This is a genomic window from Mycobacterium sp. shizuoka-1 (genome assembly GCF_002723835.1).
In the GTDB taxonomy this organism is placed as follows: Bacteria; Actinomycetota; Actinomycetes; order Mycobacteriales; family Mycobacteriaceae; genus Mycobacterium.
The window spans coordinates 76126-91255 of record NZ_BEWG01000095.1; the positions used below are offsets into that span (position 1 = coordinate 76126).

15 protein-coding genes and 1 tRNA gene are annotated in these 15130 nt (G+C 68.7%); 7 read left to right on the top strand and 9 right to left on the bottom strand.

Going from position 1 to position 15130, the window contains the following annotated elements:
* Nucleotides 1-3: 3 nt before the first annotated feature.
* Nucleotides 4-675, top strand: coding sequence for a GAP family protein (locus tag MSZK_RS24615; RefSeq protein ID WP_158230640.1), 672 nt, complete (start codon nt 4-6; stop codon nt 673-675).
* 12 nt (nt 676-687) lie between these two features.
* On the opposite strand, the gene MSZK_RS24620 is transcribed toward MSZK_RS24615, so the two are convergent.
* Nucleotides 688-2580, bottom strand: a complete 1893-nt coding sequence (locus tag MSZK_RS24620) for a zinc ribbon domain-containing protein (RefSeq protein ID WP_099251215.1) — start codon at nt 2578-2580, stop codon at nt 688-690.
* Entirely contained in the window at nt 2571-4163 is a 1593-nt protein-coding gene (locus MSZK_RS24625) for a S53 family peptidase (RefSeq protein WP_142390002.1), read from the bottom strand. Before MSZK_RS24625 ends, MSZK_RS24620 begins: the two co-directional genes overlap by 10 nt.
* A gap of 157 nt (nt 4164-4320) precedes the next feature.
* Here MSZK_RS24625 and MSZK_RS24630 point away from each other — a divergent pair, with 157 nt between their 5' ends.
* Nucleotides 4321-4746 (top strand): hypothetical protein, encoded by a 426-nt coding sequence (locus tag MSZK_RS24630; protein ID WP_099251153.1) that lies wholly within the window; start codon nt 4321-4323, stop codon nt 4744-4746.
* A 7-nt stretch (nt 4747-4753) separates the two neighbouring features.
* On the opposite strand, the gene MSZK_RS24635 is transcribed toward MSZK_RS24630, so the two are convergent.
* Nucleotides 4754-6037, bottom strand: a complete 1284-nt coding sequence (locus tag MSZK_RS24635) for an Ig-like domain-containing protein (protein ID WP_099251154.1) — start codon at nt 6035-6037, stop codon at nt 4754-4756.
* A 7-nt stretch (nt 6038-6044) separates the two neighbouring features.
* On the opposite strand from MSZK_RS24635, the gene MSZK_RS24640 reads away from it, so the two are divergent.
* On the top strand, nt 6045-6341 hold the full coding sequence (locus MSZK_RS24640) for a hypothetical protein (protein WP_099251155.1): 297 nt from the start codon (nt 6045-6047) through the stop codon (nt 6339-6341).
* Nucleotides 6342-6720: 379 nt separating this feature from the next.
* Here MSZK_RS24640 and MSZK_RS24645 read toward each other — a convergent pair whose 3' ends face one another.
* The 4 genes from MSZK_RS24645 to MSZK_RS24660 form a co-directional block, all read right to left on the bottom strand.
* The gene (locus MSZK_RS24645) at nt 6721-7041 is read right to left on the bottom strand and encodes an EthD family reductase (RefSeq protein WP_099251156.1); all 321 of its coding nucleotides are present in this window, start codon (nt 7039-7041) and stop codon (nt 6721-6723) included.
* A 36-nt stretch (nt 7042-7077) separates the two neighbouring features.
* Nucleotides 7078-7482, bottom strand: a complete 405-nt coding sequence (locus MSZK_RS24650; RefSeq protein ID WP_099251157.1) for an HNH endonuclease — start codon at nt 7480-7482, stop codon at nt 7078-7080.
* Nucleotides 7483-7538: 56 nt separating this feature from the next.
* Nucleotides 7539-7610 (bottom strand) — tRNA-Thr (locus MSZK_RS24655).
* A 41-nt stretch (nt 7611-7651) separates the two neighbouring features.
* Nucleotides 7652-8398, bottom strand: coding sequence for a hypothetical protein (locus MSZK_RS24660; protein WP_099251158.1), 747 nt, complete (start codon nt 8396-8398; stop codon nt 7652-7654).
* Nucleotides 8399-8525: 127 nt separating this feature from the next.
* Between MSZK_RS24660 and MSZK_RS24665 the strand changes: the two genes are divergently transcribed.
* Both MSZK_RS24665 and MSZK_RS24670 read left to right on the top strand, forming a co-directional pair.
* A complete protein-coding gene (locus tag MSZK_RS24665) occupies nt 8526-9245 on the top strand; it encodes a response regulator transcription factor (protein WP_099251159.1) in 720 nt (239 codons plus the stop codon).
* 38 nt (nt 9246-9283) lie between these two features.
* Nucleotides 9284-10723: a cell wall metabolism sensor histidine kinase WalK gene (locus tag MSZK_RS24670; protein ID WP_099251160.1), complete on the top strand. Its 1440-nt coding sequence runs from the start codon at nt 9284-9286 to the stop codon at nt 10721-10723.
* On the opposite strand, the gene MSZK_RS24675 is transcribed toward MSZK_RS24670, so the two are convergent.
* Entirely contained in the window at nt 10720-11124 is a 405-nt protein-coding gene (locus MSZK_RS24675) for an HIT family protein (RefSeq protein WP_199203471.1), read from the bottom strand. The genes MSZK_RS24670 and MSZK_RS24675 overlap by 4 nt on opposite strands.
* A gap of 109 nt (nt 11125-11233) precedes the next feature.
* Between MSZK_RS24675 and MSZK_RS24680 the strand changes: the two genes are divergently transcribed.
* The gene (locus tag MSZK_RS24680; RefSeq protein ID WP_099251162.1) at nt 11234-12454 is read left to right on the top strand and encodes a glycosyltransferase; all 1221 of its coding nucleotides are present in this window, start codon (nt 11234-11236) and stop codon (nt 12452-12454) included.
* A gap of 4 nt (nt 12455-12458) precedes the next feature.
* Complete coding sequence (locus tag MSZK_RS24685; protein WP_099251163.1) at nt 12459-14441, top strand: glycosyltransferase family 39 protein; 1983 nt, start codon at nt 12459-12461, stop codon at nt 14439-14441.
* A gap of 1 nt (nt 14442) precedes the next feature.
* Here the strand turns inward: MSZK_RS24685 and MSZK_RS24690 are convergent.
* On the bottom strand, nt 14443-15130 hold a 688-nt coding region (locus MSZK_RS24690; protein ID WP_233211498.1), incomplete at its 5' end, for an SDR family NAD(P)-dependent oxidoreductase.

Here is a 15130-nt window from a genome sequence, read left to right on the forward strand (position 1 = left end):
ATGGTGTCTGACTGGGCGTCGGTGTCCGCCGAGCTGATTCCGCTCGCGTTGGTGGTCGCCCTCTCGCCGGTATCGGTGCTGCCCGCGCTGCTGTTGGTGCTCTACTCCACCCGTCCCCGCGCCGCCGGCCTGGCGTTCGCGTCGGGGTGGATCGTAGCGCTGGCGGGCTTGACGGTGCTGTTCGCCAATGTCCCCAAGCTGCTAGGCGAATCGGACGACACCACCTCGACGTGGCAGGTCTGGCTGCGGGTGGGTGGCGGCACGGTGTTGGTCGTGACCGGCGGGTGGCTCTGGCTGCGCCGTGGTGCGGCGGCGCGCTCGGCGCGTTGGCTCGACGCACTCGGCCGACTGTCGCCGGGACGCACCGCGCCGATGGGACTGCTGCTGGCTGCGGTCAACCCGAAGATCATCGTGGCTTGTGCCGCAGCGGGTTTGGCAATCGCCACCGCAGCGCTCGAGCCGGCGGGACAGGGGGTCGCCGTCGGGTACTTCGTCGCGCTGGCAGGTTCGACGACGGCGCTGCCGGTGCTGGCGCATGTGGTGGCAGCCAAGCGATTCGACAGCTCCCTGGAGCGGCTCCGGTCGTGGATTGCGCACCGGCAGAGCGAGATCAGCGCGGTGGCGCTGGTGGTCATCGGTGTGGTGCTGATCCTGACCGGCCTTCGTTCCCGCTGACCAGGTACGGCATCAGCGCGGCGGATCCCCCTGCCAGGCAAAGCTGTTGACGTACTTGTCCAGATCCATCGCCAGCTCCAGATTGGCGCCCGACGGCCGGCCCGGGCCGAACTTCGGGCCGAACTCCTGGAAGGGCCCGATCGCGCCGGCGATCAGCGCGAGGTCGTGCTTGACCGCGACCAGGATGACCAGGCGGAGATGACGATAGCTGGCGTCGCCGTCCTGCGGCCAGATGTCGGCGACCTCGCCGTAACCGAGTTGATAGCCGACCATCGCGTTGGGGATCTGGTAGGCCGTGCGGGCGTCCGGGTAGCGGGCGGCCAGGAACGCTTCGGCAATGTCCTTGGCCGACTTGCCGTTGGCCGGTTGCCCCCACAGCTTCAGTGTGCCGCCGTCCCCTCCGGTGTAGCGGGCCCTGACGCCGTTGCCGTCGAAGCTGACGTCGTAGGCGGACCCGGGCGCGGGGTAGGCCACCGAGAAGGCGCCGTCGGGCGCGGTGAAGCGAGGCAGCGCCGCTACCGGGGTGCCACTCGGTGGCCGGCCACAATCAGGAGGACAGTTGTAGACGACCGCCGGTTCGGCAATGCTCGCCGAGAGTGCGATCAGGGGAGCGGTCACCACCAGGATCACCACCGACCACATGGTCAGGACCCGGGTGCTGGTGGTACGGGACAACGGCGGTGCGTCATACCTTTTCGCGTCGACCGCGTAGCCGGGCCAGCCCGTGGTGGTGTCGTCCGACGGCTCGGCGAGTGCGCGCACCGCGCGCCGCTCGGTTCGGGAGGCAGCCGACGAGGCGTGTGTGGCGGCTCCGCACGCCGGGCAGAACGCCATCTCGGGCACCACGTTTCGGCAGTGCAGACACAGCTGTGGTGCACCGCGGATCGGGCCCGGTTGCTCATGCAGGAGCGCAAGCTGAAGACCGATCCGCAGCGCCAGCAACGCCACCACGGCCATCGCGACGTGCCAGGCCAGCATGGTCGCCTGTGGTAGCCCGGCGACGTCGGTGATGCCCACGATCGCATAGATCGCCAGAACCGCGATCCCGAACAGCGCCAGGGCGGTGTTTGCCAGCCCACGCCGCAAGCCGCCCGGTCCGGGTGGCCGCCTGAACCACAGTGCGGCACCGAGTAATCCGCCGGCGCACGCGGCGGTCAGTGGGATCGTCACACCACGGATGCCGGCTTCGACGAGGAGCCATTCCACCGGTCGGTTCTTGGCCACGGTGGCCGCGGCGAACTGGGGTGCCAGCCTGGTGAAGGTCGCCGCCGCAGTGAAGCTGAGTGCCGAGAGAACGCCGATCACGAAGCCGTTCAACGATTCCCGCACACCCGGTCGGACAAGCCGGACCACGACGGCGGGAATCATCATCAACAGTGCGCCGCCCTCGGCGACACCGAGGCCGTCGCGCAGTACCCGGTGGCCGGCGATCCCGGCGTCGAACGGTGCGCCGGTCTCCCGGATCACCAGATCGCCGGTCAGCAATACCCAGCCCACGCCTATCCCGATGCCGAGCGCGACGGTGATGATCAAGGAACTGCGCGGGATGTCCCGGTAGACCCCGGATTGGTGACGGTAGATCACGAACAGCAACGGCAGGCCGAGAGCCGCGACGGTGACCAAGGCGCCGGGCAGCCGCAGTTGGATCGCCACCGCCATCGCGACGAGCACCAGCACCAGGCCGAGAGTGAATGGGGCGCGCGAGAACTGGGCCAGGTGCGGGAACAGCGAGCTGGCGATGGCCGGCCGCAACACGTGTTCGTCCGGTGCGGCACAGAATGCGCGGGGACGCAGCCATCGTGGGCCGTCGCCGGGCTGGGGGTTCAGGTGGGCGCCGCACACCCCGCAGAACACACCGGCGGGTACCTCGGTGTCACACGCCGGGCAGTGCATGCTCAGTTGCATCCGACACCACACTTCTGCAGCGCCAGGATGTCCTGGACCAAATGGTCGACATCGGGAGTGCCCAGCCCAGTGACCAGGTCGTACCCCGGGCCTGCATCGTCGACGGCATTTCCGCCGAGGGTCACGTCCCGGAATGCCGGAAGTCTTGCCCCCTGGGCGATTTCGTAGAGCAGCGGGTTGAGCTCACCGACCGGTCCGCCACCGTTGCGGCTGAGGTATTCGTTCATCAGCGCGGTCAGTCCCGCCCAGATCGGCGCTGCCAGTGACGTGCCGCCGCCCACGGCGTGCTGACGCCGGAACACGATCCGCACCCCGGTGTAGGGGTCGGCGACTGCCGCGATGTCCGGGGTCAGCCGCCGTCCGGGCGGGGCGGCCACCCGCAATTCCGACTGCCAGGGTGGGCGCTCGAACAGGTTGGACACCCCGCCGCCGGTGCCGTGGGAGATCGCCGGGGCGAACCACGACTGCTCGGCCAGCCAGTGCCCTTCGGCGTCGGTGGACAAGGTGGTGCCGCCGACGTCGGTCATCTCCGGTAGCGACGCCACCGAGTCCAGGCCGACATCGTCGGGAGACGGTGGTGCAGACCAATTGTGGCCGCCCTTGCACTCCAGGCCGGCGAGGTCGCCGCTGGCGTTGAAGGCGGTGGTGCCCCGGCGCAGCGCGGCGCGCAATGCCGAGCGCACCGGCAGCAGGTCGGCGGCCGTGACGATCTTGTCGCACCCCCATCCGATCGAGAAGCTCCAGATCGCACCCGGATAGCGCCGATCGGCCTCTTCCAGCAGGGCGCCGATCTTCTGGTAGGTCGCGTCCCCGGACACGGTGCCGCGGGCGTTGACCAGAACCTTCTTGGCGTCGGGGGCGACCGCGTGGATGGCTTCCAGATCCATCGTCGCCTCGCCGGTGCGCTGGGAAGCCATGTCGCCCATCAACTCTGGAGTGAACTTGGGTAGGTCGAACGACGTCGCGAACATGTCGAGGTCTTCTTGATCGAACCCGTCGAAGGCGAACACCAGCACCGTGGTGCCCTTCCCGGTGTAGCCGCGGTCGCGCAGTGGCGCCGCGTTGTAGGTACGCAGCAGCCCGGCGGGCGGCAGGCCCTGATCGGGTACGTCCAGCGGAACGATGAACGGCACGGATTCGGAATATGGTGTGTAGCTGAGGATCCGGCTCAGTTCGGTGACGTCGGACCGGATCTGATCGGGGACGGCCGGCTGTTGGGGTGAGGCGTAGAACTCCTGACCCTGCCCGCCTCGGTAGTCGTGGACGGCGACGTCGAAGGCGGCGCTGACGGCATCGGGTGCGCCACCCAACGCCGCCCACCGGTCGCCCGCGCGCCAGCGGACGGTCAGTCGATGCTGCTGCGCCCAGTCGATCAACGTTGCCGGCCGCGCATCGGTTCGCAGTCCGGCCACGAGCTGGACGTGGTGTCGGTCGGAGGGGCCCAGGTCGGTGGAGGCGGCCAGCAGTGATGCGTACGGTCCGGTGATGGTGCCCGGCGGGGTGGGCGCCGTCTCGGGCTTCGTCGTCGCGACGGTGACCCCGGCCACCGCCAGCACGGCGGCGCACAGCGAGGACCACGTCATCCATCGCCTCGTGTTCGGCATGCCCGAGGTTAGCAGCGGCGCTGCGCTCCAGACGTGATGTCGGCCAGGTTGCTCGCGGACGAACATTCGCTGAACCCCCACGCAAATGGGCGAATGGGGTTTGGCCTGCGATCGATGGCCGATTAGGTTGCCGATCATGGGCAACGGGTGCGCCGGCGTGGACGGCATGGATCGATCGGTGGCAATTCCTCGTCAGCGCGCGCTGACCGCGGGGGCCGTGGCAGTCGTTGCGGCAGTGGGGCTTTGCGCCGGCTGCGGACAATCGGCCAAGGAGAGCCCGTCCAGCACCACGGCGACGACCAGCGCACCGGCGCCGTCGCCGGTCGAGAAGGGCGTCATTCAGATGCCGCCGCGCGCGTTCAACCAGAATCAGAATGCTGCCGATGGCATGTTGGCGCTACAAAGCCAGGGCTACAACGTCCAATTGAACTTCTCGGCCGGTAGCGGGACTGACCGGGCACTGTCGGAATGCACGATCACCAGTGTCGACGGACTGCGCGGTGATCATCCTCCGGCCAACACCACCGTGTTCCTCACGGTGTCTTGTCCGGGTAGCAACTGACCGGCCGTCACTGCCGCCGGCGGCGGACCAGCATCAGGCCGACGAGCAGTACCGCGACACCGGTGGACTGAGACACCATGGTGTAGCCGAGATCCTTCATGATCCCGATCTCGACCGCGGACAGCGTCCGCACACCCAGTCCGGTGTCCGAGGCGGCGTTCATCAGCTTGGTGATCGAACCGGTGAACGTGCTGTCGTCCAGATGCGACATCGAGCTGCCGGACTCCCACGGCTTCGGGGTGTAGAGCGGCACCGGGCCGCCGTACGCCGCAACCGCGTTGGCGCCGCCGAAGTACAGCCCGCCGTTGCCGCCGGTCAGGTTGGAGTTGTAGGCGGTGTTCCAGTTCGAGCCGGTGAACACCGAAGTCCCGTTGGACGTCACGACGAAGCCGTCGAAGGTGGTCCAGTTGGGCACGGTGTTGTTGCCGGCGCTGTCGACCACCGACAGGAAGCCGAGGGTGTGCATCAATTCGTGCATGGCCGTGGACTGGAAGTCGTACTGGCTCGCGCCGACCGTGGTGAGCCCCCAGGCGTAGCCGAAGTTCCAGTCGATCGTGCCGTCGGCGGCCGCGCCGTTGGAATCCACGCCGGTCTGAATCTTGTTCTGCACCACGGTCGGGAAGAACCCGGTGCCCTCGCTGATCAGGTCACTGCCCGCCGACGCGAGCGTCCCGCCCATCAGCGAGTACTGACCGGTGACCTTGTAGGTGATGTCGACGTCGTGGGTCGCGACCATGTAGCTGGACAGGTAGATCGCCGTGGCGGCCAGCTGGGCCCTGGCCGCGCTGGACCAGAACTGCGAGCCGTTTCCGTAGACGAAGGTGAACGTGATGCGGGGAGTGCCGGCGGGCTGCTGGTACACCCCGACCGCGGCCGACGTGCTGGCGGTCCGGAACCAGTTGAGCAGGTTGATGTGCGTCCCGGTGTCGGTGGCGGCGACCGTGAACGAGTCGATGCAGGTGGTGCTGCACTGGCCGCCCGGCGTCGGTACGTAGGTGTAGGTGCCGTCCGAGTTGACCGCGACCGTGCCGTAGTGGGCCTGCTGGGTCACCTTGTAGACGAGGCGATCACCCTCGGGATCGCTCGCCCCGATCGTGCCGGTGATCGGGCCGGTCGTCTGGCCGGTGATCTGCACGGGCGTCACCGAGGGGGCCTCGTTGAAGAAGCTCCTGCGGACCAGGAGCGCGACCCCGGCGAAGTAGTCTCCGATGGTGGTCACCAAGTTGGTGAGCGGGTCGGCGGACGCCGAGGCCGAGGCAGACTTGCCGCCGGTGATGCTCGCCGAGGTCACCTGAGCGGTGCTGGTGGCCGCGGCCGGGGTGCTGGCCGCGGTGTCGGTGGCAGGTGTCGGCGCAGAGTCGCTCGGTGTCGCCGTGGACACGGTCTCGCCGGCCGTCGACGTCGAGGTCGACTCCGCGGTGGTGGAGTTGCTCGTGGCCCGGCGGGCCTGTCCTTGGCCGCGGCGCGGCGACGTGGCGCCCGAGACCGTCGATGACGCGGTCGCGGTGGTCTTGGACGCGGTGGTCTTGCTGCGCTCGGCGGCCGATGACGACGACGAGGTGGCGGACCCGGCCTTCGGGCCGCGGGCGGTGTGACCCGTTCCGGTCTTCGAGGACCCCGAATTCGACGTTGCCGAGCTGCTCGAACCCGAGGCCGAGTTGCTGCCGGTGTCGTCGGCGCTGGCAACCGCGACGACGGGGCTCGCCAGTGACAGTCCGAGCGCGAACGCCGCGATTCCTGCCCGTGCACCACGCTGAACGTTCGCCATCGACGTACCACCTTCGCGCTGTTGCCTCTTGCCCATGAAGTTGGCGAACTTCAGGCAAACCCCCCGGTCGGGGCGCCGAACTGGTGAATCCGACGGACACCCGTTTGCTGTCTCAGCGAATCTTAAGCTGAAGCGGCCCCCGGATGGAATGTTTGCGCCGTTGTTGGCGGCAAAAGCTCAGATCCGCCGGCGCGGGGTTCATCGTGTCAGTGCTGCGGGACCTCGACGTCGGAGAACAAGACGCGCACCCCGCCGGTGGACAGCCGGCCCATCGCTTCGAAGAACGCGCCGAACTCCGGGGTGGTGACCGCCGCGCTGGCGGAGTCGTAATCCGGATAGTAGAGGTCGATCATCCGGTGCGCCGGCGTCGGGCTCCCGTCCTCCTTGGGCCACACCTTCGAGGCCTCGAAGCGGATGTAACCCGGGATTCGACGGGCGGCGTCCAGCTGCTCGGAGACGTATGCGGCCTCGAAAGCCTCGGGATCGGTGGGGTTGTCGTAGATGACGGTGATCTTGGTTTCGGACATGACCCGAGATTAGTGGCGTGCTTGCGTACCGGCTCTCTAGTACGTCTGACCGTTGGCGTACCGCTCGCGGCGATAGTGGCGTCCCTTGCCGCGGTTGCGGCTCTTGTACGTCGGTAGCTGCGAGTCGCAATTCGGGCAGACCAGCCGCAGGTTCTCGCGTCGATTGTTGGTCGGGTCGCCGTCGATGTGGTCAAGCACGAAGGCGAGGTGCAGGCCCAGCCAGGAGTCGGACCCGCCACAGATTGCGCAGCAGCCCGACTGGGCCGCGTTGAGGTAGCTCCGAATGTAGTGATTGCGGCGGGTGTCGATCCACGCGTCACCGGATTCGAGCCAGAGTTGGGTACTGGCTTCCTGCCGGGCCAACTGCTGACATGAATTGCTGCAATACAACTGCTGGCTGCGCTTGGTGAGTGCTGAACCACAATGGCGACACTGCCTCACAGTCGTGACGCTACGTCGCTACACCGACAAGAAAGGTCATCGGCCAGTGGGCCTCGAGCCCCCTATCGGGATTGAACCGATGACCTTTCGCTTACAAGGCGAGTGCTCTACCACTGAGCTAAGGAGGCTTAGCAGGCCCGAGGGCCCGAATCGCATACAGACTATCGGGTCACTGATCGTCGTCGTCGATGACCAACCGGTCGCTGCGCAGCCGTTCCGAGCTGATCGTGCGGGGTGGTGTGTAGCCGCGGCGACGGCCCGGGATCGGAATGCGGTCGGCGATATTGCTCAGCGGATTGACCACCAGGCTCAGCGTGGTGACCGCCTCGCGCAGGGTCTCGATCGTCGGGGCCAGCGCCTCCAGGCCGGGCGCCAGCCGGTTGAGGGTGTCGGCGACGTCGGCCAGCTGCTCGAGCGGGCCGTTGCGGGCGGTGAGTTTGTCGATCAGACCGCCGTCGGCCAGCAGCCGGTCGGCCAGCCCGTCCTCGCCCAGAATCCGTTCGACCAGGCCGTCCTCGTCGAGCAGTTGGTCGACCAGACCGCCCGGCGCCAGCGATCGCTCCAGTCCGCCGCCCTCGGCGGTGAGCCGCTCGAGGACCCCATCGGGGGCGGTCACCCGGTCGATCAGCCCGCCCGGACGCATGAGCCGGTCGAGCGGGCCGTCCGGGGCCAGCGCCCGCCCCAGCGGGGCGTCGTCGTCGAGCAGTTGCGCCAGCTTGTTCGCCCGCGCGATGGTGTCTTCCAGACCCAGCATCTGGGCCACCGAGTTCGGCGAGGTCGCACCGCCCGTCTCGCCCAGGGTCCGTTTGGTCAGGTCAATGCCCGCTTTGGCGACATCCAGCCCGGCCTCGGCCGCGGCCAGGCCCACCCGCACCGGTGTGGTCGCGATCCCAACCAGGGTTTTCGCCAGGTCCATCTCACAAGTGTAGGGAGTGCGGACTTTGTGCCCGGCAGTATCGGTTAACCGGGCTAAACAGGAACTCACAGCAATCTCACAGCGCCTAGGCAGCCCCAGTTCATCAAGGTGAGAGGAAATTGGCAGCATGGCCGCACCTGTCACCACCGAATCCAAGCCCGAGGCTCGGGTCCTCGTTGTCGACGACGAGACCAACATCGTCGAACTGCTCTCCGTGAGTCTGAAGTTTCAGGGCTTCGAGGTCCACACCGCATCCAGCGGCCCGGCCGCTCTCGACCGGGCCCGAGAGGTGCGTCCCGACGCCGTCATCCTCGACGTCATGATGCCGGGCATGGACGGGTTCGGTGTGCTGCGCAGGTTGCGCGCCGACGGCATCGATGCGCCTGCGTTGTTCTTGACCGCCCGCGACAGCCTGCAGGACAAGATCGCGGGCCTGACCCTGGGCGGCGACGATTACGTCACCAAGCCGTTCAGCCTCGAGGAGGTCGTGGCCCGACTGCGGGTGATCCTGCGCCGCGCCGGCAAGGGCATCGAGGAGCCCCGCAATTCGCGGCTGAGCTTCGCCGACATCGAGCTCGACGAGGACACCCACGAGGTCTGGAAGGCCGGCGAGCCGGTCTCGCTGTCACCGACGGAGTTCACGCTGCTCCGATATTTCGTGATCAACGCCGGAACGGTGCTGTCCAAGCCCAAGATCCTCGACCACGTCTGGCGCTACGACTTCGGCGGGGACGTCAACGTCGTCGAGTCCTACGTCTCCTACCTGCGCCGCAAGATCGACACCGGCGACAAGCGGCTTCTGCACACCCTGCGCGGTGTCGGATACGTGCTGCGGGAGCCGCGGTAATCCGGCGCCGCGCGGCGGTCGGCGCGAACAATGGAGAAATGACCAGCCCCTATCGCCGAGCGCTGCCGCTCAGAGTCAGCTTGGTGGCCGCCATGCTGCTGCTCGTCGGCTGTGGATTGCTGGCCTCCGGGATCGCGGTCACCTCGACGCTGCAGCATGACCTCGTCAACCGCGCCGACCAAACCCTGCTCGACGCCTCCCGCGGCTGGGCGCAGGCACCGCGACGGATGCCGCCACCCGACGAGGGCCCGAACCCGGCGCGCCCACCGTCGAACTTCTACGTCCGCGGGGTCGACGCCGACGGCCACATCTGGATGGCGGTCAACGACCGCGACGCCGAGCCGGCACTGCCCGACGACAACGACGTCGGGCCCACCCCGGTGACCGTCGGCTCACTGGACCGATCGCCGGTCGAGTGGCGTGCGGTGTCGGTGCGCGGACCCAGCGGCGAACTGACCACCGTCGCCATCGACATGTCCGACATCCAGTCCACGGTGCGCAGCCTGGCCTGGTCGCAGGTCGCGATCGGCACCGCCGTGCTGGTGATCCTCGGCGTCGCCGGGTACTGGGCGGTGCACCGTAGCCTTCGTCCGCTGGTCGAAGTCGAGAAGACTGCGGCCGCGATCGCCGCCGGACAGCTGGATCGCCGTGTGCCCGAACGTGATCCGCGTACCGAAGTCGGTCGGCTGTCGCTCGCGCTCAACGGCATGCTCGCGCAGATCCAGACCGCGATGGCGTCCTCGGAGAATTCCGCCGAGCAGGCGCGCACCTCGGAGGACCGCATGCGGCGCTTCATCACCGACGCCAGCCATGAGTTGCGCACCCCGCTGACCACCATCCGCGGCTTCGCCGAGCTCTACCGGCAAGGCGCGGCCCGCGACGTCGAGATGCTGATGTCGCGCATCGAGAGCGAGTCGCGGCGGATGGGCCTGCTGGTCGACGACCTCCTGCTGCTCGCCCGGCTCGACGCGCAGCGCCCGCTGGAACAACGCCGGGTGGACCTGCTGGCCCTGGCCACCGACGCCGTGCACGACGCCCAGTCGATCGCCCCGAAGCGCACCATCACGATGGAGGTGTTCGACGGTCCCGGCACCCCGGAGGTCCTCGGCGACGAGGCCCGACTGCGCCAGGTGCTGGGCAACCTGGTCGCCAACGCGTTGCAGCACACCCCGGAGACGGCGCGGATCACCGTCCGGGTCGGTACCGCCGCCGACGACGCCGTGCTCGAGGTCGCCGACGAGGGACCGGGCATGACCCCCGAGGACGCGCAGCGGGTGTTCGAGCGGTTCTACCGCACCGACTCCTCGCGGGCCCGCGCCAGCGGCGGTACCGGGCTCGGCCTGTCGATCGTCGACTCACTGGTGTACGCCCACGGGGGACGGGTGACGGTGCGCACCGCGCCGGGACAGGGCTGCTGCTTCCGGGTCAGCCTGCCGCGCATCGCCGATGTGGCGACCCCGGTGGCCCCGGCGATCTAGCCGAGTTCGGCGAGCGCGGCCTTGATCCTGGCCTGTGCCTCGTCGAGCGACTCCGGTGACGGATTGCGGTCGACGTGGGCGAAGCCGAAATCAGCAAGGTCCCGCGCCGGGAACACATGCACGTGCAGGTGCGGCACCTCGAGGCCGGCGATGATCACGCCGGACCGCTGCGCCCCGAACGCGGCGCACACCGCCTTGCCGATCTGCTGCGAAACCGCCATCACCTTGTTGAACAGTGCCGGCTCGACGTCCTGCCAGTTGTCAACCTCGGCACGCGGCACCACCAGGGTGTGCCCCTGCGTCATCGGCTCGATGGTCAGGAACGCGACGACCTCGTCGTCCTCGTAGACGAATCGTCCGGGCAGTTCACGATTGATGATCATGGTGAAGACGGAGGCCATGGCGCCCAGCATATGAGGAGCCGGCACCGGCCGGTCGCGAAGCCGGCTCACAGCAACTCCTCAGACCCGGCCCAGTGTGACGGCAGCTTGACGGGCGAGCATCGTCGACATGACCGACACCCTGCCGGCCGAGCGGCGCACTGCCGCGGTCGGCGTGGGGGGTCGCTACGTCCTCGACATCGTCGTCCCGGTCTACAACGAGCAGGACGACCTGGGCGCCTGCGTGCGCCGGCTGCACCGGTTTCTCTGCGAGGAGGTGCCGTACCGAGCGCGAATCCTGGTGGCCGACAACGCAAGCACTGACGACACCCTGGCCGTGGCGCGGCAGCTGTGCGACGAACTGGCCGACGTCGAGGTGATCCACCTCGATGCCAAGGGCCGCGGCGGCGCACTGGCGACCGCATGGACCTCCTCGCCCGCCGATGTGGTGGCCTACATGGACGTCGACCTGTCCACCGACCTGGCGGCGCTGATGCCGTTGGTGGCCCCGCTGGTGTCCGGGCATTCCGACCTCGCCATCGGGTCGCGGCTGGCCGCGTCTTCGCGGGTGGTGCGGGGGGTCAAGCGGGAAGTGGTGTCCCGCGGCTACAACCTGCTGCTGCGTGGCTTTCTCGGCGCCCGGTTCTCCGACGCCCAGTGCGGTTTCAAGGCGCTGCGCGCCGACGTCGCCCGGCAGTTGCTGCCACTGGTCGCCGACACCGGCTGGTTCTTCGACACCGAACTTCTAGTGCTCGCCGAACGGGCCGGGCTGCGCATCCACGAGGTTCCGGTCGACTGGATCGACGATCCCGACTCCCGGGTGGACATCGTGGCCACCGCGATCGAGGACGTCAAAGGGTGCTGGCGGGTGGGCCGGGCCCTGGCCACCGGTGCGCTGCCGCTACGCGACCTGCAGGCCGCTCTGGGCCGCGAACCACTGGTTGCGGGCGTCCCGCGCGGTATGGTCGGCCAACTGGTGCGTTTCGGGCTGATCGGCATCGCCAGCACCATCGCCTTTGCGTTGCTGTACCTTTCGCTGCACCCGGCGATGGGCGCCCAGGCCGCCAACCTGACCGCGCTGCTGCTGACCGCGCTGGCCAACACCGCCGCCAACCGGGCCTTCACCTTCGGCGTCCGCGGTCGCGCCGGTGCGGCCCGCCATCACGTCCACGGTCTGCTGGTGTTTGCCTTCGGGCTCGCCATCACCAGCGGCTCGCTCTACCTGCTGCACCGTTTCGATCCGACCGTCGGCAAGGGTGTCGAACTGTCGGTCCTGGTCGGGGCCAACCTGGTCGCCACCCTGGTGCGCTTCGTCGCGCTGCGCCGGGTGTTCGCCACGCCGGCCGGCTGACCCGATGACGATCACCGTCGCGGCGCCGGAAACCACCACAGCGCAACCGGTTCCGCCACCATCGCGGGCGGTGTCGCATCGGTGGGCGCTGCTGGCACTGATGGTCGGCACCGCGGTGCTCTACCTGTTGGACTCCGACCGGTCAGGCTGGGCCAACGCGTTCTATTCGGCTGCCGCCCAGGCCGGGGCGCAGTCGTGGAAAGCGTTTCTGTTCGGGTCGTCGGACGCCGCGAACTCGATCACCGTCGACAAGCCGCCGCTGTCGCTGTGGCTGCCATCGTTGGCGGTCCGGCTGTTCGGGCTGGGCCCGTGGAGCATCCTGGTACCCCAGGCTCTGATCGGGGTCGCCTCGGTGGCGGTGTTGTGGGACGCCGTGCGCAGGCCCTTCGGCGAGACGGCCGGTGTGCTCGCGGGCGCGGTGCTGGCGCTGACCCCGGTGGCGGTCACGATCTTCCGCTACAACAACCCCGACGCGCTGCTGGTCCTGTTCATGGTCGTGGCGGTGTGGGCGCTGATGCGGGCGCTCGGCGACGGTCGGCTGCGTTGGCTGCTGCTGTGCGGCGCATGTCTGGGCCTGGGGTACCTGACCAAACAGCTCGAGGTGGCGCTGGTCATGCCCGCGCTGGCGATCACCTATCTGCTGGCCGGGCCACGTTCGCTGCTCGGCCGGCTGGGACAGCTGGTCCTCGCCCTGGGCGCGACGGTGGTGGCGGCGGGCTGGTGGGTTTTGCTGGTGCAGCTGTGGCCGGCCCGGTCGCGGCCGTGGATCGGTGGGACGCAGACCAATTCGATCCTCGAGCTGACACTGCGGTACAACGGCTTCGGCAGGCTCAACGGCGACGAGCCGGGCAGCACCGGCTCGCCCGGCTTCATCTCACCGGTTCACCTCGGTGGCCGGACATCGCTTCATCCGTGGGGCCAGCCCGGGATCGGCCGGCTGTTCCAACCGGAGCAGATCGGCGGCATCGGCTGGTTGCTCCCCGCCGCGCTGGTGTTCGCCGCCGCATTGCTGATCTGGCGGGCCCGCGCGCCGCGGCAGGACCGGCAGCGGGCCGCCGTCGCGGTGTGGGCGCTGTGGCTGCTGACCACCGCGCTGGTGTTCAGCTTCATGGCCGGCATCTTCCACCCGTACTACACGGTGGCGTTGGCACCGCCGATCGCGGCTCTGGTCGGCATCGGTGTGACCGAGTGCTGGCGGCAGCGGGACACGGTATGGGCCACAATGGCCTTGGCGTCGGCAGTGGTCGTGACCGCCGTGACGTCGGAGGTCGTGTTGCGGCGCACGCCCGGCTATCACGTGGAGTTGCGCTGGATCGTCCCGGCCGGTGCCGTGCTGGTGCTGACGTGGCTGGTGTCCCGGAGCCGGGGCGTCGGTCGTATCCCGGCGCCCGCGGTGGTTGCCGTCGCCGCTGTGGTCGGCCTCGCCGGACCGTTGGTCTACAGCGTCACCACGGTGGTGCGCGGCAACGAGGGCGCCTTACCGATCGCCGGGCCGGTTCCCCGTGTCTTCACCGCGATGCCCAAGAACGTCGCGCCGGTGCCGCGGGCCGAGATCCGGTCGGCCGACGGTCCCGGATTTCTGCTGCCGGCCGGCTCGCCCGGCGCCGGAGTGCATCTGGCGGGCTGCACGCTGCTGGACTCGGGGGTACCCGACCGGGCGCTCGTCGACCTGCTCGACGCCGACGCGCAGCGTTACACCTGGGTGGCTGCGACGGTCGGATCGGTGTGCGCAGCCGGCTACCAACTGGCCAGCGGGCATCCGGTGATGCCGGTAGGCGGGTTCAACGGCACCGATCCGTCACCGGCGCCGGATGAGTTTCTCCGCCTGACGCTGTCCAAGCGGATCCACTATTTCATCGTCACGAACCCCGTGCACGAGGACAAATGGGGCCACCTGGACACCAATGCGCTGATCCAGCAATGGGTTCAGCGCAACTTCACCCCGATGCGCGTCGGCCGGGTGCTGATCTACGACCTGACGATGTAGGTCAGCCCAGCATCGCGGCGATCTCGCCGACCGACCAGGGCGGGCTGTCGTGGTGGTCCCGGTAGCCGATCAGGCTCGGCGTCGGCCGATCGAAGCGGCCGATGAAACCGCCTGCAGCGATGAAGATCTGGCCGGTGATGCGGCTTGCGAGATCGCTGACCAGGTAGGCGTACATCGGGGCGACATAGTCCGGCGACGCGGCGTCGAGCGCGCCCTGGGCACTGACCTCGTCGAGCAGGCCGCGGGCCCGCAGCGACGCGATCTGCTCCTCGAACTCCGGACCGGTGGACAGCCGAGTCTTGGCTCCGGGGCACACCGCGTTCGCCCGCACCCCGTGCTCGGCGAGTTCCGCCGCGATGGCCATGGTCAACCCATTGACTGCACCCTTGCCCGCGGGATATCCGGTGCCCCCGTAATCACCAAGAAAGGCAAAGGAACTGGTGTTGACGATCGCGCCACGACCGCGGGCGACCATCTTGGGTGCCGCCGCTCGGCAGGTGGCGAACACCGTGCCAAGGTGGATGTCGATGAGATCGCGGAATTGCGCGGCGGTGACATCCAGGATCGACGACCCGGGTGGCTCGGGGGCACCCGCGCAGTTCACCAGAGCGTCGACGGCGCCGAACTCCTTCTCGCACAGCGCGATCAGGTTGTCGGCGACTGATTCGTCGGCGGCCGTGCCGGCGTGG

Bases quoted from the DNA above. Each gene is read 5' to 3' on its own strand.
- MSZK_RS24620 (WP_099251215.1), bottom strand. From the start codon at position 2,580: ATGCAACTGAGCATGCACTGCCCGGCGTGTGACACCGAGGTACCCGCC.
- MSZK_RS24625 (WP_142390002.1), bottom strand. From the start codon at position 4,163: ATGACGTGGTCCTCGCTGTGCGCCGCCGTGCTGGCGGTGGCCGGGGTC.
- MSZK_RS24630 (WP_099251153.1), top strand. From the start codon at position 4,321: ATGGGCAACGGGTGCGCCGGCGTGGACGGCATGGATCGATCGGTGGCA.
- MSZK_RS24645 (WP_099251156.1), bottom strand. From the start codon at position 7,041: ATGTCCGAAACCAAGATCACCGTCATCTACGACAACCCCACCGATCCC.
- MSZK_RS24660 (WP_099251158.1), bottom strand. From the start codon at position 8,398: ATGGACCTGGCGAAAACCCTGGTTGGGATCGCGACCACACCGGTGCGG.
- MSZK_RS24665 (WP_099251159.1), top strand. From the start codon at position 8,526: ATGGCCGCACCTGTCACCACCGAATCCAAGCCCGAGGCTCGGGTCCTC.
- MSZK_RS24670 (WP_099251160.1), top strand. From the start codon at position 9,284: ATGACCAGCCCCTATCGCCGAGCGCTGCCGCTCAGAGTCAGCTTGGTG.
- MSZK_RS24675 (WP_199203471.1), bottom strand. From the start codon at position 11,124: ATGGCCTCCGTCTTCACCATGATCATCAATCGTGAACTGCCCGGACGA.
- MSZK_RS24680 (WP_099251162.1), top strand. From the start codon at position 11,234: ATGACCGACACCCTGCCGGCCGAGCGGCGCACTGCCGCGGTCGGCGTG.
- MSZK_RS24685 (WP_099251163.1), top strand. From the start codon at position 12,459: ATGACGATCACCGTCGCGGCGCCGGAAACCACCACAGCGCAACCGGTT.